We start from the raw sequence: 19,846 nt of genomic DNA, 5'->3' as shown, positions 1-19,846 counted from the left end.
TCAGCGGACGTCGAGGGCCAGCTTCACCGGCACCTGCCCCTTCGGCTCCGTTTCGAGTTTCTCCGGGGCGCCCGCGGTGACACGCGTCGCCTCGACCCCGGCGTCCTTCAGCGCGCTGGCCACCCCTTCGGCCCGCCGGCTGGCCAGCGCGACGACGGCCTCGGCGGGCAGCGGCTGCGCCTCGTTGAGCCGCTGCAGCAAGTCCTGGTAGAAAGCCGCCGCGTCCGGCACCTGCGGTTCGCCCTGCAGCAACTGGCCCACCCGCCGCCACGCCGGCACCATCTGCTTGGCCGACTTGCCGGCAGCCGCGTCGGCGCCTGACGAGGTGGGCGCCGCACTCTCGGCCGCGCGCCTGCGCTCGTCCAGCGCGGGCTCGCCGAAGCGGGCGACATAGAGCTGGCGCAGCGCCTTGCGCACGTCGGCGTCGCTGAAATCCACCGGCGGCGGTTCCTCGCCGGGCGCCAGCGCAATGCCGGCGCCGCCCGCCACCTCCATGCGCACCGCGCGCACCTTGAGCGCCGCGGGATCGGCCGTCTCGCCATATGGCGCCGCAACCGACACCACCAGCTGCGGCTTCTTCGCCAGCAGCTGCGCCACCTGCTGGATCTTCTCGCGCTCGGGCGGCGCCAGCCGGTCGCTGCCCGGGTCGAAGTGGATCGCTTCCATCGTTTCGCCGTTGACGCCCAACAGCGCCCCCAGCGCGCGGAACGGCGCCGTGACGATCTTGGCCAGCAAGGCGCCGATCGCCTTCCACACCAGGGCGGCGTAGCTGAATTGCGGGTCGTCGAGGTCGCCGCTGACCGGCAGCGCGATGTCGATGCGGCCCTGATCGTCCTTCAGGATCGCGATCGCCAGCTGCAGCGGCAGCTTCAACGCGTCGGGGCCGTCGACGCGCTCGCCGAGCGTGAGGCGGTCGATGACGATCTGGTTCTCGCCCTGCAGCCGGCGGTCGCGCAGCTTGTACTGCAGGTCCAGCGAGATCTTGCCCTCGGCCACCTTGTAGCCCGCGAATTTCGTCGAGTAGGGCGAGGCCGGCACCATGTCCACGTTCTTGAAGACGACGTTGAGGTCGGTGTTCTGCGCCGGCGCGAACACGTTGAGGTCGCCGCGGGCGCGCATCGCGCCGAATTCGTCGACCCGCCCATCGAGTTCGACCTGCGTGCGCGCCGCCGCTTCGGTCGACAGCCCCGTGACCACGCCATTGAGCTCGTGGATGCGCGCGGCGAATTGCGGCAGCAGGCTGAGGTCGGCGAAATCCAGCCGGGCGTTCTGCACGTGCAGCCGCCGCACGCGCACCGGGAACGGCGTGCCGGCGTCCGCGGCCGCCTGCGCCGCCTGCGCCGGCTTCGGCGCGGCAACCAGCAGGCGCGCGGCGTGCAGGCTGCGGTCCGGCTCGATCACCATCCGGGCGTCGAGCCCGCTCACGTGCAGGTCGGGGATGTCGACGAGGTCCGGGCCGAGGCTCGCGGTGACCCGGTCCGCACCCAGCCTCTTCCACGAAGCGAACGTGGCGCCCTCATCGTCCTGCAGGAGCAATCCCGCCACTTCGAAGGAGCCGAGGTAGCGCAGCCGCGCCGGCTCCGGTCCTGCGGCGCCGGCGCTGATGCGGCCCTGCGCGGAAACACTGCCCTGCGCCAGCTTCAGCTTGACGTACTTGCGCAGCAGCGGCTGCAGCGGCGCCAGCGCCAGCTGCGCGACCCGCACCTCGGCCTGCACGGCCCCCGTGTCCGGCACCACGCTGCCGCGCGCGGCGAGCAAGCCGCTCTCGTCGACCCGGGCGCCAGCCTCGAAGCGCAGGGGACGCCGGGTGTCGCTGCTGGCGTCGGTGAGGGTGGCTGCAGCACCGTGCACGCGCAGCTTCATTCCGGTGGCTTCGTCCTCGACCTCGGCGGCCAGCTCGCTCAGCTCGACGCGCTGGATCGCCGCGCTCCACGGCGGCTCGACCGCGGCAGCCGCCTGCGGCGCGCCGGCCCCCGGCAGCAGGTCGGCGAGGTTGATCCGCCCTTGCGCGTCGCGCCGCACCCGCACGGCAGCGCCGCGCGCATGCAGCCGCGCGAAGCTGGCCTTGCGCGCACCGAGGTCGACGCTGCCGCCATCGACTCCCAGCTCGGCGAGCGTGAAGGGCGTCAGCTCGCCTTGCGACAGCGTCACGTCGGCCAGTGCCACGGAGGCGTCCTCCACCTGCATCTGCAGGTCGGACCCCGACAGCTGCGCCGCGAGCCGCAACTGCACCCGCAGCTTGCCGGCGGCGGCACGCAGCGGCGGCTGCACCGTCTCGTCCTGCACGCTGAGAGTCTGCTCATCGACCACCAGTCGCCGGAGCGCGAACGTCCAGGGCTGCGGCACCGCGTTCGCCGGCGGCGCAGCAGGCTGCGATGGCCCGCTCGCGGCCAGCAGCAGGCTGCCCAGGTCCAGTTGCCCTTGCGCATCGCGCAGCACGGCCATGCGGCCGCCGGTGCCGCGCAACTCGCCGACGCTCACCTCGCGCGCGGGCCAGGCGGCGTCGATGTCGGTCGCCTCCAGTTCCGTGAGCGTGGCGAAGGCGTCGGCCCCGCCTTCGCGGCCCAGCGCGACCTCCTTGAGCCCCAGCCGTGCGTCGATCAGCGCCGCTTCCCACTTTCCCCCGGCGTAGGCAAAGCGGTAGGGCAAGGTGGCCGAAAGCCGACCCGCCGCCATCCGGGCGCGCGTATAAGGCTTGAAGTAGCCGGCCATTTCCGGCAGCGACAGGCCGTCCAGCGTCAGCTTGCCGTGGCCGCGCAGCGGATTGAGCGAGGTCTGCCCCTGCCATTCCAGCGCGCCGCCGCGCTTGGTGCGCGCGCTGAAGCGCAAGTTGTCGGTTTCCCCCGGCAGGGTGCTGAGATGGTCCAGCGTGATGTCGATGGGGGCCAGCAGGTTGTCGTACCCGGCCTGCCGGTCCTGGAACAGCACCTGCCCGCGTTCCAGCGTCACGCGGGCGATCTGCAGGCGCGGCGGCGGGGCATCCGGCTCCGGCGGCCAGCGGCGGCTCACCGCCTCGAGCAGTTCGGCGACGTTGAAGCGGCCGTCCGGCGCGATGTCCAGCGTGGCGCGCGGCCCGGCCAGCCGCACTTCGCCGAAGGTCCAGGCGCGCTGCGCGATCGAGCGCCATTCCATCTGCACCGTGAGAGCGTCCACCGCGAACAGCGGCTGGCCACCGGCTTCGGCGAATCCCAGCTTGCCGGTCTCCAGGCGCAGGGTGAAAGGATTGAAGCGCACCTCCTGCACCGAGGCTTGGCGACCCAGTTCTTCGGCGACGAACCGCGGCAGCTGGCGCTCGATGGCGAACGGCAGGGCCCAGAAGCCGACCGCGGCGTAGGCCGCCAGCAAAAGCACCGCGACCGCGAGCCAGCGCGTGAAGGGCGAGCGACGGAGAACGTGGCGCAAGGCCGCTCCAGGGCCGCGCCGCTCAGGGCAGCGGCCTCGTCACCTTGATGGGCTCGAACGCCGCACCTGGGGCCGACGCGGGCATCGCCGTGACCGGCACCGTCGCCGATTCCTGGGTGTAGATGCGCAGCGGCCGCGTCGCAACCGGGAAGCCGGCGGCGCCCAGCGTGTCGGCAATCACCTTGTTGCTGTCGCAGAAGACCTGCCAGTAATGGGCGTTGTGGCATGACGGCCGCACCGCCAGTCTGGGCCCGAATTCGTTGAACTCCAGGATCGCGACGTCGACCGTGGGCGTCGTGCAGATGTTGTCCACCCGGGACACCGCGGCCTTGAGCAGGGCCATGGCCCTGTTCACGTCGGCGCCTGCCGCCACCTGCGCCACCAGGTCCACGCGCCGGTAAGGATTGGCGACGTAGTTGCGGATGTCGCTGCCTATCACCTTGGTGTTGCCGACCACGGTGCGCACGTTGTCGGGCGTGTTGATCGTGGTGCCGAACAACCCCAGCTCGACCACGGTGCCTTCGGTGCCGCCGATCGAGACGTAGTCGCCGACCTGGTAGGGCCGCAGCATCAGCAGGAACACGCCCGAGGCGAAATTGCCGAGCAGGCCGCTCCAGGCCGCGCCGATCGCCACGCCGACACCGGCCACCAGCGCCGCGAAGGAAGCGGTCTCGACACCGAAGTAGCCGAGGATGGCCACCACCAGGATGACGTTGAGGGCCACCGCCAGGAAGCTGGCGACATAGCGCTGCACGGTCGCATCGACCTGCTGCCGCCCCATGGCGGCGCCGATCAGGTGGGTGGCCCTGCCGATCAGCCAGCGTCCGGCGACGAACACCGCCACGGCGCCCAGCACCTTGAAGCCGAACGCCAGCAGGATGGGCTGCGCCTGGTCCCACCAGCCGACGACCTGGTTCGTGTCCATGGCCCACTCCTGCGCGCGAACGCCAAAAAAACCACCATAGGCAAACCGGACCGCTTGCGCAAGTTGGCCCGAAGTCCCATTGCGCGGGACCTCCGGGCGGCGCAGGGGCGCGCCAGTCGGGGCCCCCTGGGCGGCGGGCATGCGCCCGCGACTCCTCGCGGCGGGTGGACAAGGGGTTCATCCCGGCCTACGCAAGCTGCAGCCTGCCTGGTAGTACCGGCGCCGCTTCTTCCTGGCCCAGCCGAAACCGCCCCACCGCATCCCGCAGCCCCTGCGCCTGCTCGCGCATCGCCTCCATCGCCGCGGCGGCTTCTTCCACCAGTGCGGCGTTCTGCTGCACCACCTGGTCCATCTGCGCGACCGCCGTGTTCACCTGCGAGATGCCGACGCTCTGCTCCGTGCTTGCTGCGGCGATCTCCGCTACCAGCGCATGGACCTGGCGCACCGACTCCACGATCTCCCCCATGGCCGCGCCTGCGTCGGCCACCAGGCGCGCCCCGCCGTCCACCTGGGCCACTGAGCTCGCGATCAATTGCTTGATCTCGCCGGAGGCATGCGCGCTGCGTTCCGACAGCGTGCGCACTTCGGCCGCCACGACCGCGAAGCCGCGGCCATGCTCGCCCGCACGCGCCGCCTCGACGGCCGCATTGAGTGCCAGGATGTTGGTCTGGAAGGCGATGCCGTCGATCACGCCGGTGATCTCCGCGATGCGGACCGAGGATTCCGAGATGCGGCCCATCGTGCTCACCACCTCGGTGACGATGCTGCCGCCGCGACCGGCCAGCGTGGCCGCCTCGCCCGCGAGCTCGCTCGCGCGCAGCGCATTGTCGGCGTTCAACGCCACCGTGGATGTCAGTTCCTCCATCTGGCTGGCGGTTTCCTCCAGCGCCGCGGCCTGCTCCTCGGTGCGCTGCGACAGGTCCGCATGGCCCTGGGAGACCTGGCCGCTGCTGTGGGCGACGACATCGGCCCGCTCGGCGACCTCGCGCACCAGCGCGCGCAGATGCGCAGTCATCGCGGCGGTGGCCTGCATCAGGCGCGCGGTTTCGTTCTTGCCGAACACCCGCACGTCGCCGCTCAAGTCGCCGTCGGCAATGCGCATGGCGTGCTGGATCACCTCGCGCAGCGGCGCGCGCACGCTCGCCACCAGCAGCCTGGCGCACAGGGCGGAAGCGAGCAGCGCAAAGCCGAGCAGCCCAACTTGCAGCAGCGCCGCGCTGCGCAGTTCGGCGGCATCGACCGCCAGCAAGCGCGCTTCTCCCGCGCGCACCTGCCGCTGCAGGTCTTCGATCGAGCCGAAAGCCTCCTGGCGGTCGACCAGCTGCCGGATGGCCGCGAGGTGCTCCGCGCCACGCTGTTGTGCCGCGTGCAACTGCCACCCTCCGAGCGCAGCGACCGTACCCATCCAGGCGAGGAGGAGGGCGACGAGCAACCACAGGCGGGTGGCGATGCCGAGTTTGGAAATCATGAAGTCTCCGGACGCCGGTCACGGCGGGTCTCCAGGCCGCGACGCGGCCCGTTCAGTGCAGCAAGCGTAGGCGGTGGGCCTGCGCCCGCGCCTCCCCGCGGCGGGGGGGACGGGGACTGGTTGGAGCTACCATAGCTACTCATCCTGGGAGACCCCGTGTCCTCCTCCCGCGCCCCGGCCACCAGCGACCTGCTGCTGAAAGTCACGCCCCCCCGGGTGCCGCGCGATGCCATCGTCCGGGCCGTGCTGGTGGGCCCCGGGCGGGACGTGCGCGACCACCCGGTGGTGCTGGTGCAGGCACCGGCGGGCTTTGGCAAGACCTTGCTGCTGGCGCAATGGCGGCGCGAGCACCTCGCGCACGGCGCCGCGGTGGCGTGGCTGCTGGCGCAGCCCGAAGACGACCCCGCTCGCCTGGTGCAGGCACTGGCGCTGGCGGTCCGCGTGGGCGCCGGCCGGCCCACCTTCGGGCACGCGCTGCTCCAGGCGGGGGGCCCCGCCGGGCTCGAAGGAGCCACCGCGTGGCTGGCGGAAGTCGCGCAGAGCGCCTTGAACCTCGTGCTCATGGTGGACGAGGCCGACCGCCTGGCGCCGGCCGCGCGCGACGCGCTGGCCTACCTGCTGCGCAACGCGCCCCCCAACCTGCGCTGCATCGTGGCGGCGCGCACCGACGTCCACCTGGGCCTCGAGGACCTGGTGGCCTACAGCCAGTGCGTGGTGGTCGGCACGGCGCAGGTGCGCTTCACGCTGGAGGAAACGATCCAGCTGGCGCGCAACCGCTTCGGTGCGGAGGTCGACACCGAAGCGGCGCGCGTGCACGAGCTCACGGAGGGATGGCCGCTCGGCGTGCAACTGGCCCTGTCCGTCGCCCCCTCCGGCGTGCGCGCGCAGCTGCCGCGGCCGCGTCTGCAGGGCACGGCCCTGCGTTCGCAGCTGCTCGACTACCTGCTCGGCAACCTGGCGCCGGCGGACCTCGACTTCCTCACGCGCGTCTCGGTCGCCGACCCCTTGCACCCGGCGTTGTGCGCCGCGCTGGTGCCGCAGGAGGATGCCGCCCAGCGCCTGGCTCGCCTGCAAAGCGACACGCCCGTGTTCGTCGCCGCGGAACACTCCGACTGGGTGCGCCTGCATTCGCTGGCCGGCGAGGCCCTGCGCGAGCGGCTGCAGGCCTTCCCCGCCAAGGAGGTTCGCGAGCTGCACGCCCGGGCCACGGACTGGCTGGCGGCCCAGGGCCTGCTGGAAGCGGCCGCGCAACACGCGCTCGCCTCCGGCCAGGAGCAGCAGGCTTACGCGCTGGCCGAGCGCAGCCTCTACGAGCTGATGCTGGTCCAGGGCCGGCAGTCGACGGTGCTGGACTGGGTGCGGCGCCTGCCGCCGCAGGAGCTGGAAAACCGCCCGCGCCTGTTGCTCGCCGCGGCCTGGTGCCTGGCGGTCAGCGAGCGGCACGAGGAGGCCAGCCGCCTGGTCGCGCGGCTGCTCGAACAGCCCGGCGCCGATGCCGGCCTGCGCTGGGAATGCGCGCTGATCCTGGGCGGCGCCGCCATGTTCGCTGACGACCCCGACCACTTCGTGGCGCTGCACGAGCCGTGGCCGCAGGCGCCGGCGGACGCCGACCCGCGCCTGCGGCAGATCCACGCGAACCGCTCGGCCCTGCGCGCGCTGCTCCAGGGCGAGCCGGCGCTCTCGCGGCTGCTGTTGCAGCAGTACGGCGCGCGCGCCGAAGGCAACCCGTCGCATTTCCTCGACCGCTGGGGCGACCTGGCCACTTCCCTGAGCTACCTGTGGGAGGGGCAGGTCCGTCTCGCCGAGCAGCTGCTGCGGCCCGCGCTGGCCGGCGCCGACGGCGACCTGGGCCGGCGCAGCCCGCTGGCGGCGATGCTGGCGGCCCTGCTGGCTGCCGCGCTGTGGGAGAGCGATCAGCCTGCGGAGGTGCAGGCGCTGCTGGCGAACCGCATGGACGTGCTGGAGCGCAGCGCCATCGCCGACTGCCTGATGCTCGGCTACCGCGCCCTCGCGCGCATGGCATCGGCCAGCGGCAACGAGCCACGCGCGCTGGAACTGCTGGGCGCGCTCGACGCCGTCGGCATCGCGCGGCGGCTGCCCCGCCTGCGCGTGGCCAGCCTGTCCGAACAGGTGCGGCTGCACGCCCGCGAGTACCGCGCCGAAACGTGCCGCGAGCTGTGCCGTCAGATCGACGCGTTGCTGGCGGATCCCCACATCCCCAGCGGCCCCCTGTGGCAGCGCGGCGTGACCGGCATGCGCCTGCTGGCCCACGGCCATGCCGCGATCGCCGCGCAGGACTGGCGCGCCGCGGTCCAGCCACTCGCCGAAGCGGAGGCGATCGCGTTGCAGACCCGGCAGGCTCGCATTCGCATCGAGGCCCTGGGCCTGCGCGCCTGGGCGCTGGACCGGTGCGGCGAGCGCGCCCGCGGCCTCGTGCGCGAGGCCGTGAGCCTGGCGCAGGCTGGCGGTCTGCAACGGGTGTTCGCCGACGCCCACCCCGACCTGGGGGCCTGGTTGCGGGACATGGAGCCGTCCGCGCCGGCCAGGCCAGCGGCGCTGCCTGTGGCCGGCGGGCCGGCGATTCAGCCACGGGCCAGCCCGAGCATGGCCCTCACGCCCAAGGAGCGCGAGGTGCTGGAACTGCTCGCCCGCAACCTTTCGAACAAGGAGATCGGGCTGGCCATGCAGGTGGGCGAGGAAACCATCAAGTGGCACATGAAGAACCTGTTCGCCAAGCTCGACGCCGGCACCCGCAAGCAGGTGGTCTCGCGCTCCCGCATCCTCGGCCTGCTGGCTGACACCTCCTGACACCTCCTGACGCCCCCCTCTGCAAAGGGGGTACGCCACGCCCGTCCAGTGCTTAGCCTTCGGTCATTCCGAAGGAGAAGCCACGATGCTCACCGCCCAGGAGACCAGCCGCGCCGCGGCTCCCGCCCTCGTATCCCAGCTGACGCGCTCGATCCGCGTCGAGCCGCTGACCTGCGCCATCGGCGCGGAGCTCGGCAATGTCGACCTGGGGGCCGCGTCGCGCGACCCCGTGCTCGTTGCCGAGATCCGGGCGCTGCTGCTGCAGCACAAGGTCGTGTTCTTCCGCGACCAGGAGATCACCCGCGCCGAGCACGTGGCCTTTGCCCGGCACTTCGGCGAGCTGGAGGACCACCCGGTCGCCGGCAGCGACCCGGACCATCCGGGCCTGGTGCGCATCTACAAGTCGCCCGAGCAGCCCAACGACCGCTACGAGAACGCCTGGCACACCGACGCCACCTGGCGTGAGAAGCCGCCGTTCGGTTGCGTCCTGCGCTGCGTGGAATGCCCGCCGGTCGGCGGCGACACCATGTGGGCCAACATGGCGCTTGCCTACGAGCGGCTGCCGCAGCAGGTGAAGGACCTGATCGCGCCGCTGCGCGCGCGCCACAGCATCGAAGCCAGCTTCGGCGCCGCGATGGCCGCGGAGAAGCGGCTGGCGCTGCACGCACAGTTCCCCGATGCCGAACACCCGGTGGTGCGCACGCATCCGGAAACCGGCGAGAAGATCCTGTTCGTCAACGCGTTCACGACGCACTTCACGAATTACCACACGCCGGCCAACGTCCGTTACGGCCAGGACCACACGCACGGCAGCTCCGACCTGCTGCGCTACCTGGTCGACCAGGCGGCGATCCCCGAGTACCAGGTGCGGTTCCGCTGGAAGCGCAACAGCGTGGCCATGTGGGACAACCGCTCCACCCAGCACTACGCGGTGATGGATTACCCGCCCTGCCACCGAAAGATGGAACGCGCCGGGATCGTCGGCGACGCCACCTACTGACCACTTCCCATACCCAGGACCCCGACATGAACTTCCTCGACGGCTCGCTCTTCCCCGAGAACCAGGACAAGCTGGTCATCACCGCCGCGCCCTACGGACCCGAATGGATGCCCTCCGACTTTCCGGAGGACATCCCGGTCAGCATGGAAGCGCAGGTGCAGAAGGCAGTGGACTGCTACAACGCCGGCGCCTCGGTGCTCCACCTGCACGTGCGCGAACTGGACGGCACGGGCTCCAAGCGCCTGTCCAAGTTCAACGAGCTGATCGCCGGCGTGCGCAAGGCCGTGCCGCAGATGGTGATCCAGGTCGGCGGCTCGATCTCCTTCGCGCCGGAATCCGAGGGCGCGGCCGCGAAATGGCTGTCCGACGACACGCGCCACATGCTGGCCGACCTCGATCCGAAGCCGGACCAGGTGACGGTGACGGTGAACACCTCGCAGATGAACGTTATCGAGCAGATGGACGTCGAGGACATCGCGGGCACCACGCTGGCGGAGCCGGCCGGCTTCCGCGCCTACTCCAACATGGTCGTGCCCTCGACGCCGAGCTTCTTCGAGGAGCACATCCGGCGCCTGTCGAAGGCCGGCATCCAGAGCGCCTTCCAGTTCTACAACATCAACAGCTACGAGACCGTGGAGCGCCTGATCCGCCGCGGTATCTACAAGGGCCCGCTGGTGTGCAACTGGGTCGCCATCGGCGGCGGCATGGACCAGCCGACGATCTACAGCCTGGCCAACTTCCTGCGCGCCATCCCCGACGGCACCATGCTGACGGTGGAAAGCAGCATGCGCAACGTGCTGCCCATCAACATGATGGGCATCGCCATGGGCCTGCACGTGCGCTGCGGCATCGAGGACAACCTCTGGAACCAGTCGCGCACGGAGAAGGCCAGCACCGTCAAGCAGATCGAGCAGATGGTGCGCGTGTCGCGCGAGTTCGGCCGCGAGATCGCGGACGGCAAGGAGGCGCGCCGGATCTGCAAGATCGGCGTCTTCTACGAGACGGTGGAAGAGACGCTGGCGGCGAACGGCTTCGCGCCCAACGCCAAGGGGCGCCAGCAGGGTTATCTGCGCAAGGCAGCGTGAGATGGCGGCTGCCGCCGACCTGCCCACGGTGCTGGTCGTGCCGGGCCTGCGCGACCACGTCGCGCAGCACTGGCAGACCCTGCTGGCGCAGCAGCTGCCGCGCGTGCTGTCGGTGCCGCCCATGGGCCGCGAGCAGCTGGATTGCCGCGACCGCGTGGCGGCGATCGAGCGCGTCGCGCAGCAGGCGACCGACCCCGTGATCGTGGTCGCCCACAGTGGCGGCTGCATCATGGTGGCGCACTGGGCGCAACGCACGCGATGCAAGGTCCGCGGCGCGCTGCTGGCCACGCCGCCGGACTTCGAGAAGCCGATGCCCGAGGGCTACCCCACGATCGAGGCGTTGCGCGATGGCGGCTGGCTGCCGGTGCCGCGCCGCACCCTGCCCTTTCCCAGCATCGTCGCGGCGAGCCGCACCGACCCCCTGGGCAGTTTCCTGCGCATCAGCGCGCTGGCGCGCGACTGGGGCAGCGACCTGGCGGACCTCGGCGACGCCGGCCATCTGAACCCCGCGTCGGGCTTCGGCCCCTGGCCGCTCGCCCACACCTTCATCGAGCAACTCGCGCGGACCGATCCGGCCCGCTCCGGCAGCGCTCGCCACTGACAGAGAGACAGACCCATGACACACGCAATCCGTTTCCACGCAACCGGCGGCCCCGAGGTCATGCGCCTCGAACAGACCGAGGTCGGCGCACCCGGCCCGGGCCAGGCGCGCGTGCGCCACAGCTATGTCGCCGTCAACTTCATCGACGTCTATTTCCGCACCGGCCGCTACCCGCTGGCGCTTCCCAACGGCATCGGTTCCGACGCGGTCGGCGTGGTGGAAGCCGTCGGCGCCGGCGTGGTCGACGTCAAACCCGGCGACCGCGTGGGCTACCTGCTCGGCCCCCAGGGCGCGTATGCGGACGTGCGCCTCATGCCGGCCGAGTTCCTCATCCCGCTGCCGGACGGCGTGAGCGACAGCACCGCGGCCACGCTGATGATGAAGGGCATGACGGCGCAGTACCTGTTCCGCCAGGTGGTCCCGCTCCAGGGTGGCGAGACCATCCTGTACCACGCGGCCGCCGGCGGCGTGGGCCTGGTCGCATGCCAATGGGCCAAGGCGCTGGGCGTGCGCATGATCGGCACCGTCAGCACCGACGAGAAGGCCGCCATCGCCAAGGCCGCCGGCTGCGCCGAGGTGATCGTGACGTCGCGCGAGGACATCGCCAAGCGCGTGCGCGAACTCACCGACGGCAAGGGCGTGCCCGTGGTCTACGACTCGGTGGGCAAGGACACGCTGATGGCCTCGCTGGACAGCCTGCAGCCGCGCGGGCACCTGGTGAGCAACGGCACCAGCTCGGGCCCGGTGGTGATCGACACCACGCTGCTGGCGGTGAAGGGTTCCATCTGGGTGACCCGGCCCGCGATGATCCACTACGCCACGCCGCGCGCCCACATGCTGGACATGGCCAGGGAGCTGTTCGACCTGGTGCTGGCGGGCAAGATCAGGAGCGAGCCGAGCCAGAGCTACGCGCTCGCCGATGCGGCCGAGGCCCACCGGGCGCTCGAATCGCGCCGCACGACCGGCGCAACGGTGCTGGTGCCATGAGCTCCGCTGCTGCGACGCTCGAGGCGCGGCCGGTCGCGGACGACGCGTACCTGTTCGGCCGGCGGGCGGCCTGGTTCGCCTACGCCATGACGCTGGCGCTCATGGTGATGGACTATGTGGACCGCCAGGTCATCGTCTCGCTGTTCCCGTACATGAAGACGGCATGGGGCCTGAGCGACACGCAGCTCGGCGCGCTGGTTTCCGTCGTCTCCGTGACCGTGGCGCTTGGCGCGCTGCCGGTGGCCCTGTTCGCCGACCGCGCCAGCCGCGTGAAGAGCATCGTCACCATGGCGATGGTCTGGAGCGTCGCCTGCATCTCGTGCATGTTCACCCGCGGCTTCGGCCAGCTGCTGGCTGCGCGTGCAGCGGTGGGGCTGGGAGAAGCCGGCTACGGCTCGGTGGGGGCGGCGCTGATCGCCAGCCACTTCCCGGCACGCATGCGCGGCGCCCTGCTGGCCGGCTTCTTCGCCTGTGCGTCGGTCGGCTCGGTGCTCGGCGTGATGCTGGGCGGGCTGATCGCGGCGCGCTGGGGCTGGCAGGCCGCCTTCGGCTTGGTCGGCGTGCCGGGCCTGCTGCTGGCCCTGCTGTACCTGAAAGTGCGCGACTACCGCACCGTCGCCCTCACGCCCACGCTGGACACGGCGACGCGGTCGGTCGGCGGGGTGCTGCGCCACGTGGGCAAGGCCCTCAGCCGCTCGCCCACCATGCTGTTCGTCTGCATCGGCGGCGCGGCGCAGCTGATCGTCGTCTCGGCCGTGTGGTCCTGGCTGCCCAGCTTCCTCAACCGCGTGCATGGCGTGGAGCCGGACAGCGCCGGCCTGCGCGCAGCACTGATCGTGCTGTGCGGCGCCATCGGCAGCGTGGCCTGGGGCGCCCTGGTGGACCGCGCCGGCGCGCGCCGGCCGCGCAACAAGCTGCTGGTGCTGGCGGCGCTCTGCCTCGTGTCGATGGTGCTGCTGGCGCTGGCCTTCGGGTTGCCTGCCCTGGGCTGGGCGCTCTCGCACCCGGCGCAGTTCGGCCTGATCGCCGCCGGCGGCTTCGTCATGACCTGCTCCGTCGGCCCGGTGTCGGCGGTGGTGATCGACGTGATCCATCCCGGCGTGCGGGCCACCGGCGCCGCGGTGCTGGCCCTGTTCCAGAACCTGTTCGGCCTGGCCATCGGGCCGGTGATCGCAGGCGCGCTGTCGGACGCCTGGGGGTTGCCGCTGGCACTGGCGGCGATGCCGATCTTCTCCATCCTCGCCGCCGCTGCCTTCGTGCGTGCGGCCCGCACCTACGAAGCCGACGCCGCCCGCGCCTGCGCAGCACCCTGAACCCAAGGACCACGCCATGAACGGATCCATGATGCAGCAGCCGCTGCTGATCTCCTCCCTCCTCGTCCACGCCGAGCGGCATCACGGCGAGCAGGAAATCGTGTCGCGCCGCGTCGAGGGCGACATCCACCGCACCACCTACCGCGAGCTGGCCGCCCGTTCGCGCCGCATGGCCAACGCGCTGGCGCGGCTGGGCGTGCGCAGGGGCGACCGGGTGGCCACGCTGGCCTGGAACGGCTACCGCCACCTGGAGCTGTACTACGCGGTGTCGGGCTCGGGCGCGGTGCTGCACACGCTCAACCCGCGCCTGCACCCCGACCAGGTGGTATGGATCGCGGACCACGCCGAAGACCAGGTGCTGTTCTTCGACCTGAGCTTCCTGCCGCTGATCGAAGCGGTGGCCGATCGCGTGAAGACGATCAAGGCGTTCGTCGCGATGACGGATCGCACGCGCATGCCGGCGAGCACCGCCATCCCCAACCTCCTTTGCTACGAGGACCTGGTGGCGGGGCAGTCCGATGTGTTCGACTGGCCGACCTTCGACGAGAACACCGCCAGTTCGCTGTGCTACACGTCCGGCACCACCGGCAACCCCAAGGGCGCTCTGTACAGCCATCGCTCGACGATGCTGCACACCTTCGCCAGCGCACTGCCCGACGCGCTGAACATCTCGGCCAAGGAGACGATCCTGCCGGTGGTGCCGATGTTCCACGTCAACGCCTGGGGCCTGCCGTACGCCGCCTGCATGACCGGTGCCAAGCTGGTGTTCCCCGGGCCCTTCCTCGATGGCAAGAGCCTGCACGAGCTGTTCGAGTCCGAAGGCGTGACCGTCTCGGCGGGCGTGCCCACCGTGTGGCAGGGCCTGCTCGCCCACGTGGAGGCGAGCAACGCCAGCTTCAGCACCATGCGGCGCACGATCATCGGCGGCTCGGCCTGCCCGCCGGCGATGATGCGCGCCTTCCAGGAGCGCTACGACGTGCAGGTGCTGCACGCCTGGGGCATGACCGAGCTGAGCCCGCTGGGCACCGCCTGCGTGCTCAAGCCGCACCAGCAACGCCTGGCGTCCGGGCAGCGCCTGGCCATCCAGGCCAAGCAGGGCCGCGCCGTCTTCGGCGTCGACCTGAAGATCGTCGGCGACGACGGCCAGGAGCTGCCGCACGACGGCAAGGCCTCCGGCGAGCTGCTGGTGCGCGGCCCGTGGGTGATCCGCGAGTACTTCAAGGGCGAGGGCGGCGATCCGCTGGTCGATGGCTGGTTTCCCACCGGCGACGTCGCCACGATCGACGCCGACGGCTTCATGCAGATCACCGACCGCAGCAAGGACGTGATCAAGTCCGGCGGCGAGTGGATCGGCTCCATCGACCTGGAGAACATCGCCATGGCCCACCCGGGCGTGGCGATGGCCGCCTGCATCGCCGCGAAGCACCCGAAGTGGGACGAGCGGCCCTTGCTGGTGGTGGTCAGGAAGCCGAACGCCGAACTCAGCCGCGGCGACCTGCTCCAGTTCTACGAAGGCAAGATCGCGAAATGGTGGACGCCCGACGACGTGGTGTTCGTCGAAGGCATCCCGCTGGGCGCCACCGGCAAGATGCAGAAGAACAAGCTGCGCGAGCAGTTCCGCGACCATAGCCTGCCGGGCGCCTGAAGTGGAACTCGCCGATGCCGGGAGAGACCCTGTTCCTGGCAATGCTCACGCTGGCGCCCTTGCGCTGGCTTCCCTGAAAGCTCACTATTTCCAAGCCATGAAGCATCTTCCATTGTCGCGGCGGCAACTGCTCGCCGCAGGCCTCGCCTCCCTGGCCCCGGCATACGGTCTCGCGCAGGCGTGGCCGGCGCGCCCGGTGCGCCTGGTGGTCGCCGGCCCGGCCGGCGCCAATGCCGACATCGTCGCGCGCCTGGTGGCCGAGCCGCTGTCGCGCGAACTCGGTCAACCGGTCATCGTGGACAACAAGCCGGGCGCCGCCGGCGCCATCGCCATCGCCGACCTGCTGCAAGCGCCACGCGACGGCCACACCCTGCTCATCGGCGTCAATGCGCTCGTGAGCGAGATCCCTCACATCGTGAAGTTGCGCTGGGACATGGCCAAGGAGATCCGGCCCCTCGCCGAACTGGCGCGCGGCGGGCTAGTGCTGGTGGCGAACCCCGCTGTGCCCGCCAAGGACCTGAAGGAGCTGGTGGCGTATGCGAAGGCCAATCCGGGCAAGCTGAATTACGCGTCGTACAGTCCCGGCACCCTGTCGCACGTGCTGGGGCTGCTGTTGAACCGGGCCGCCGGGATCCAGCTCACGCACGTCGGCTACAAGGGATCCACGCCGGCACTCGCCGACGTCATGGGCAACCACGTGCCCTTGATGTTCGATGGCGTGGGAACCTCGCTGCCGCTGATCCGGTCGGGAAAGCTCAAGGCCTATGCCGTGAGCACGCCCAAGCGGCTGCCCCAGCTGCCCGATGTGCCGACTTTCAGTGAATTGGAGTACCCCCAGCTGGACGCACTGGCCTGGATGGGCCTGTGGTCCACGCCGGAGGTGCCCGCAGCCGTGCAGGCACGCGTGCGCGAGGCCACGCTCAAGGTGCTGGGGGATGCCGCGGTGCGGGCTCGCCTGCTGGACACCGGCTTCGAGCCGGGCCTGCCGCGCACCACCGACGACATGACGCGCGGCCTCAAGGCCGATTACGACCGCGTGGGCGGCGTGCTGCAGTCGATCGGCTTCAAGCCGGAGTGAGGGCGGCGCGAGGGCTGCTGCCCTCTTCCTCCCTCTCCCTCTGGGAGAGGGCCGGGGTGAGGGCACGCGCGCTGATGCGTCATCGTCAGTAGCCGCCAGCACCCCCACCCCAACCCTCCCCCAGGGGGGAGGGACTCTTGAACGTCAGCCCTTGCGCAACAACACGCTCGACAGCGCCGGAATCAACACCACGGCCCCCACCATGTTCCACAGGAACATGAACGCCAGCAGGATGCCCATGTCGGCCTGGAACTTGATGGGCGAGAAGGCCCAGGTCAACACGCCGGCCGCGAGCGTCACGCCGACCAGCACCACCACCCGCCCCGTGAAAGCCAGCGCCTGCTTGTAGGCCTCGGCCAGGGGAACACCCTGGCGCTGCAGCGCGAGCTGCAAGGTCAGGAGGTAGAGCGCGTAGTCGACGCCGATGCCCACGCCCAGCGCGACGACGGGCAGGGTCGCGACCTTGACGCCGATGCCGAGCGCCACCATCAGCGCCTCGCACAGCACCGAGGTGATCACCAGCGGCACCACCGCCACCACCACCGCGCGCCAGCTGCGGAAAGTGATGAAGCAAAGCAGGATCACTGCGGCATAGACCAGCAGCAGCATCTGCACCCACGCCTTGCGCACCACGATGTTGGTGGCGGCCTCGATGCCGGCGCTGCCGGCGGCGAGCAGGAACGCGCGGTCCTTGGCCGAGTGCTCGTTCGCGAAAGCTTCGGCGCTCGCCACCACGCGGTCCAGCGTCTCGGCGCGGTGGTCCGAGAGGTACGCGATCACCGGCATCACCGAACAGTCGGTGTTGAACAGGTCGGGGTTGTTCACGCTGGCCTGCTGCGCGCCGTAGTTCAGCACGTCCTGGTTGCGCGCGATCGTCAGCCACTTGGGGCTGCCCTCGTTGCTGCCCGCCGTGATCTGGCGCACGGCATTGGTCAGCGCCACGGTGGCCTGCACGCCCGGCACCTGCTGCAGGCTCCAGGCGAGGCGGTCCGCCTCCACCAGGGTCTGGTATTGCAGGCAGCCCTCCTTGGGCGTCTTCACGATGACGGCGAACGTATCGCTCGACAGGCTGTAGTGCGCGGTGGTGTACGTGCTGTCCTTGTTGTAGCGCGAGTCGGCGCGCAGCTCCGGCGCGCCCGCATCCAGGTCGCCGATCTTCAGCCGCGTGCTCGCCGCATAACCCAGCACCGTCAGCGCCGCCGCCACCAGGATCGCCGCCAGCGCCCAGCGCCGCTCGGTGAAACGTTCGATCACCTCGAAGCTGCGGTGCAGCACGCCACCGTCCTCGGTGGCGAGGCTGCGCTCGGCGGCTGCGCGGCCCACGCCCACGTACGACAGCAGCACCGGCAGCAGGATCAGGTTGGTGAAGATCAGGACGGCGACGCCCATGCTGGCGGCCAGCGCCAGTTCACGGATCACGGGGATGTCGATCACCATCAGCACGCCGAAGCCGACCGCGTCGGCCAGCAGCGCGGTAAGCCCCGCGAGGAACAGCCGGCGGAAGGTGAACCGCGCGGCCACCAGCTTGTCTGCTCCGCGGCCGATGTCCTGCATGATCCCGTTCATCTTCTGCGCGCCGTGGCTGACGCCGATGGCGAACACCAGGAAGGGCACGAGGATGGAGTACGGATCCAGCTCGAAGCCGAGCGCGGCCACGAGCCCCAGTTGCCAGACCACCGCCGCCAGCGAGCAGGCGATGACCAGGGCGGTGCTGCGCACGCAGCGCGTGTAGCCGAAGATGATCACGGCCGCGATCAGGGCCGCGAGCAGGAAATACAACGAGACCTGCACCAGGCCGTCGATCAGGTCCCCCACCAGCTTGGCGAAACCCGTGACGTGCAGGCGCACCGGCGCCTGTTCGCCCATCGCTTCATAGCGGGCGCGGATCCTCTCGATCGACTGCGACAGCGCGCGGTAGTCCAGGCGATTGGCGCCCGACGGATCCTGGTCCAGCAGCGGCAGCACGATCATGCTGGACTTGAAATCGTCGCCCACCAGGCTGCCCACCAGGTTGGCGCGCGCGATGTTGCCACGCAACTGGCCGGTGGCGGCCGGCGAGCCGTCGTAGTTGTCCGGCATCACCGGGCCGCCACGGAAGCCCTCTTCGGTCACTTCGGTCCAGCGCACGCCGGGCGCCCACAGCGACTTCACCCAGGCGCGGTCGACGCCGGGCGTGACGAACAGTTCGTCGTGGATCTTCTTCAACGCTTCCAGGTACTTCGCGTCGTAGACGGTCCCGTTCGGGTTCTCCACCACGATGCGCAGCGAGTTGCCCAGGCCCCGCAGCTCGCCCCGGTTGTCCAGGTAGTTCTGGATGTACGGATGCCCGCGCGGGATCATCTTGTCGAAGCTCGCGTTGAGCGTCAGGCGCGCCGCCGCGATGGCGCCGAGCACCAGCGTGAGCAGCAGGCAGACCACCAGCACCACGCGGCGGTTGTTGAAGACCAGCCGCTCGAGGCCCGAGCCGGACTGGGAGTCGAAGGCGGCGCCGGCGGGGAGCGCCGTGTCCGCGGTGAGGGCGGAGGCATGCATGGCAGGTCCGGGTGATGGGGGGGGTCAGGGCAGCGGCTGCGCCAGCACGCCGCGGGGTCCGGCAACGAGCACGCGGCCGGGTGCGGTGCCCAGCACCGCCGCTGCGGGGAAAGGCCGCTCGAGCGCGACGGCGGAGAATTTCGCCCCGTCGTCGGAGCTGACGAACAGGTGGCCGGCCTGGCTGGCCAGCAGGATGCGGCCGCCGTCCACGGCGCTGGCGGTGATGCCGACCTGGACGTTGGTGGCCACGGGCTGCCAGTTCGCGCCGCCGTCGCTGCTGCGCAGCACGTTGCCGCGCAGGCCGTGCACCAGCACTGCGCTCGCCGTGCCGGTCACGCCGAACAGCGTGCCCTGGTAGGGCAGCGCCACGGCGACGAAGCGGCCGCTGGCCCGGTCCATTTTCAGCAGCAGGCCTTGCTCACCGGCGATCCACAGGTCGTCGCCGACCGGGCGCACCGCATACAGGTGCAACTTCTTCGGGTTGTCGGCCAGCTGCGTCGCTCCCCAGCTGGCGCCGCCATCGCGGGTTTCCAGCAAGGTGCCGAAGGCGCCGACCGCGTAGCCGTGACGGTCGTCGCGGAACCAGACGTCCAGCAGCGGCACGTCGGCGGCATCGGGGCGGCCGTCGCGCTGCCGCGTCCAGCTCTTGCCGGCGTCGGCGGTGTGCAGCACCACGCCGTCGTGGCCCACGGCCCAGCCTTTGGCCGGCGTGGGAAAGTGCACCGCCACCAGGTCGGAACTGGCCGGCACGCTGGCCTGCTGCCAGTCCTGGCCGGCGTTGTCAGACCAGAGGATGTGGCCACGCTGGCCCACCGCGACGATGCGGCCGCCGGCGCGCGCCAGGCCGTTGAGGAGGCCGCGGGCCGCGAGCGGGCTGCGCACGGCGGGCGTGTCGAGCACGTCGGTCCAGCCCGGCGCCGCGCCGGAGTCCGCCACGGCCGCCAGCGCGATGCCGGCGGCCAAGGCCATCAGGAAGTGGCGCGCGTTCACCGCGGCACCCTG

The 19,846-nt window shown here is 71.0% G+C and carries 13 protein-coding genes; 8 read left to right on the top strand and 5 right to left on the bottom strand.

All coding sequences use genetic code 11. The features are described 5' to 3' along the window. The 3 genes from WG902_RS07910 to WG902_RS07900 all read right to left on the bottom strand — a co-directional run bounded on the left by WG902_RS07910 (nt 1) and on the right by WG902_RS07900 (nt 5,795). Complete coding sequence (locus tag WG902_RS07910) at nt 1–3,402, bottom strand: DUF748 domain-containing protein (RefSeq protein ID WP_340059397.1); 3,402 nt, start codon at nt 3,400–3,402, stop codon at nt 1–3. Between the two features lie 22 nt (nt 3,403–3,424). Beyond that, entirely contained in the window at nt 3,425–4,327 is a 903-nt protein-coding gene (locus tag WG902_RS07905; protein ID WP_340059396.1) for a mechanosensitive ion channel family protein, read from the bottom strand. 187 nt (nt 4,328–4,514) lie between these two features. After that, a complete protein-coding gene (locus WG902_RS07900) occupies nt 4,515–5,795 on the bottom strand; it encodes a methyl-accepting chemotaxis protein (protein WP_340059395.1) in 1,281 nt (426 codons plus the stop codon). Between the two features lie 156 nt (nt 5,796–5,951). Here WG902_RS07900 and WG902_RS07895 point away from each other — a divergent pair, with 156 nt between their 5' ends. The 8 genes from WG902_RS07895 (at nt 5,952) to WG902_RS07860 (ending at nt 16,312) form a co-directional block, all read left to right on the top strand. Then, entirely contained in the window at nt 5,952–8,603 is a 2,652-nt protein-coding gene (locus WG902_RS07895) for a LuxR C-terminal-related transcriptional regulator (protein ID WP_340059394.1), read from the top strand. A 151-nt stretch (nt 8,604–8,754) separates the two neighbouring features. Continuing rightward, nucleotides 8,755–9,603, top strand: a complete 849-nt coding sequence (locus WG902_RS07890; RefSeq protein ID WP_340059461.1) for a TauD/TfdA dioxygenase family protein — start codon at nt 8,755–8,757, stop codon at nt 9,601–9,603. A 26-nt stretch (nt 9,604–9,629) separates the two neighbouring features. After that, entirely contained in the window at nt 9,630–10,688 is a 1,059-nt protein-coding gene (locus WG902_RS07885) for a 3-keto-5-aminohexanoate cleavage protein (protein WP_340059393.1), read from the top strand. A 1-nt stretch (nt 10,689) separates the two neighbouring features. After that, the gene (locus WG902_RS07880; RefSeq protein ID WP_340059392.1) at nt 10,690–11,289 is read left to right on the top strand and encodes an RBBP9/YdeN family alpha/beta hydrolase; all 600 of its coding nucleotides are present in this window, start codon (nt 10,690–10,692) and stop codon (nt 11,287–11,289) included. A gap of 15 nt (nt 11,290–11,304) precedes the next feature. Next, the gene (locus WG902_RS07875) at nt 11,305–12,276 is read left to right on the top strand and encodes a quinone oxidoreductase family protein (RefSeq protein ID WP_340059391.1); all 972 of its coding nucleotides are present in this window, start codon (nt 11,305–11,307) and stop codon (nt 12,274–12,276) included. Then, nucleotides 12,273–13,589 carry an MFS transporter gene (locus WG902_RS07870; protein WP_340059390.1) on the top strand — a complete coding sequence of 439 codons (1,317 nt, stop codon included), beginning with the start codon at nt 12,273–12,275 and terminating at the stop codon, nt 13,587–13,589. The genes WG902_RS07875 and WG902_RS07870 overlap by 4 nt, the downstream gene beginning before the upstream one ends. 16 nt (nt 13,590–13,605) lie before the next feature. Next, complete coding sequence (locus WG902_RS07865; protein WP_340059389.1) at nt 13,606–15,234, top strand: 3-(methylthio)propionyl-CoA ligase; 1,629 nt, start codon at nt 13,606–13,608, stop codon at nt 15,232–15,234. Nucleotides 15,235–15,331: 97 nt separating this feature from the next. Further along, nucleotides 15,332–16,312, top strand: a complete 981-nt coding sequence (locus WG902_RS07860) for a Bug family tripartite tricarboxylate transporter substrate binding protein (protein ID WP_340059388.1) — start codon at nt 15,332–15,334, stop codon at nt 16,310–16,312. 144 nt (nt 16,313–16,456) lie between these two features. Here WG902_RS07860 and WG902_RS07855 read toward each other — a convergent pair whose 3' ends face one another. Both WG902_RS07855 and WG902_RS07850 read right to left on the bottom strand, forming a co-directional pair. Beyond that, nucleotides 16,457–18,844 carry an efflux RND transporter permease subunit gene (locus WG902_RS07855; RefSeq protein WP_340059387.1) on the bottom strand — a complete coding sequence of 796 codons (2,388 nt, stop codon included), beginning with the start codon at nt 18,842–18,844 and terminating at the stop codon, nt 16,457–16,459. Between the two features lie 24 nt (nt 18,845–18,868). Continuing rightward, on the bottom strand, nt 18,869–19,834 hold the full coding sequence (locus WG902_RS07850; RefSeq protein ID WP_340059386.1) for a WD40/YVTN/BNR-like repeat-containing protein: 966 nt from the start codon (nt 19,832–19,834) through the stop codon (nt 18,869–18,871). Between the last annotated feature and the right edge of the window lie 12 nt (nt 19,835–19,846).

It is taken from the genome of Ramlibacter sp. PS3R-8, from assembly GCF_037572435.1.
Taxonomy (GTDB): Bacteria; Pseudomonadota; Gammaproteobacteria; order Burkholderiales; family Burkholderiaceae_C; genus Ramlibacter.
Note: the sequence above shows the minus strand (reverse complement) of the source record. Positions and strands in the feature narration are given on the sequence as shown.

Excerpts from the sequence above, each read along its gene's own strand:
- WG902_RS07880 (WP_340059392.1), top strand. The coding sequence starts at position 10,690 with ATGGCGGCTGCCGCCGACCTGCCCACGGTGCTGGTCGTGCCGGGCCTG.
- WG902_RS07900 (WP_340059395.1), bottom strand. The coding sequence starts at position 5,795 with ATGATTTCCAAACTCGGCATCGCCACCCGCCTGTGGTTGCTCGTCGCC.
- WG902_RS07875 (WP_340059391.1), top strand. The coding sequence starts at position 11,305 with ATGACACACGCAATCCGTTTCCACGCAACCGGCGGCCCCGAGGTCATG.
- WG902_RS07870 (WP_340059390.1), top strand. The coding sequence starts at position 12,273 with ATGAGCTCCGCTGCTGCGACGCTCGAGGCGCGGCCGGTCGCGGACGAC.
- WG902_RS07865 (WP_340059389.1), top strand. The coding sequence starts at position 13,606 with ATGAACGGATCCATGATGCAGCAGCCGCTGCTGATCTCCTCCCTCCTC.
- WG902_RS07855 (WP_340059387.1), bottom strand. The coding sequence starts at position 18,844 with ATGCATGCCTCCGCCCTCACCGCGGACACGGCGCTCCCCGCCGGCGCC.
- WG902_RS07860 (WP_340059388.1), top strand. The coding sequence starts at position 15,332 with ATGAAGCATCTTCCATTGTCGCGGCGGCAACTGCTCGCCGCAGGCCTC.
- WG902_RS07885 (WP_340059393.1), top strand. The coding sequence starts at position 9,630 with ATGAACTTCCTCGACGGCTCGCTCTTCCCCGAGAACCAGGACAAGCTG.
- WG902_RS07905 (WP_340059396.1), bottom strand. The coding sequence starts at position 4,327 with ATGGACACGAACCAGGTCGTCGGCTGGTGGGACCAGGCGCAGCCCATC.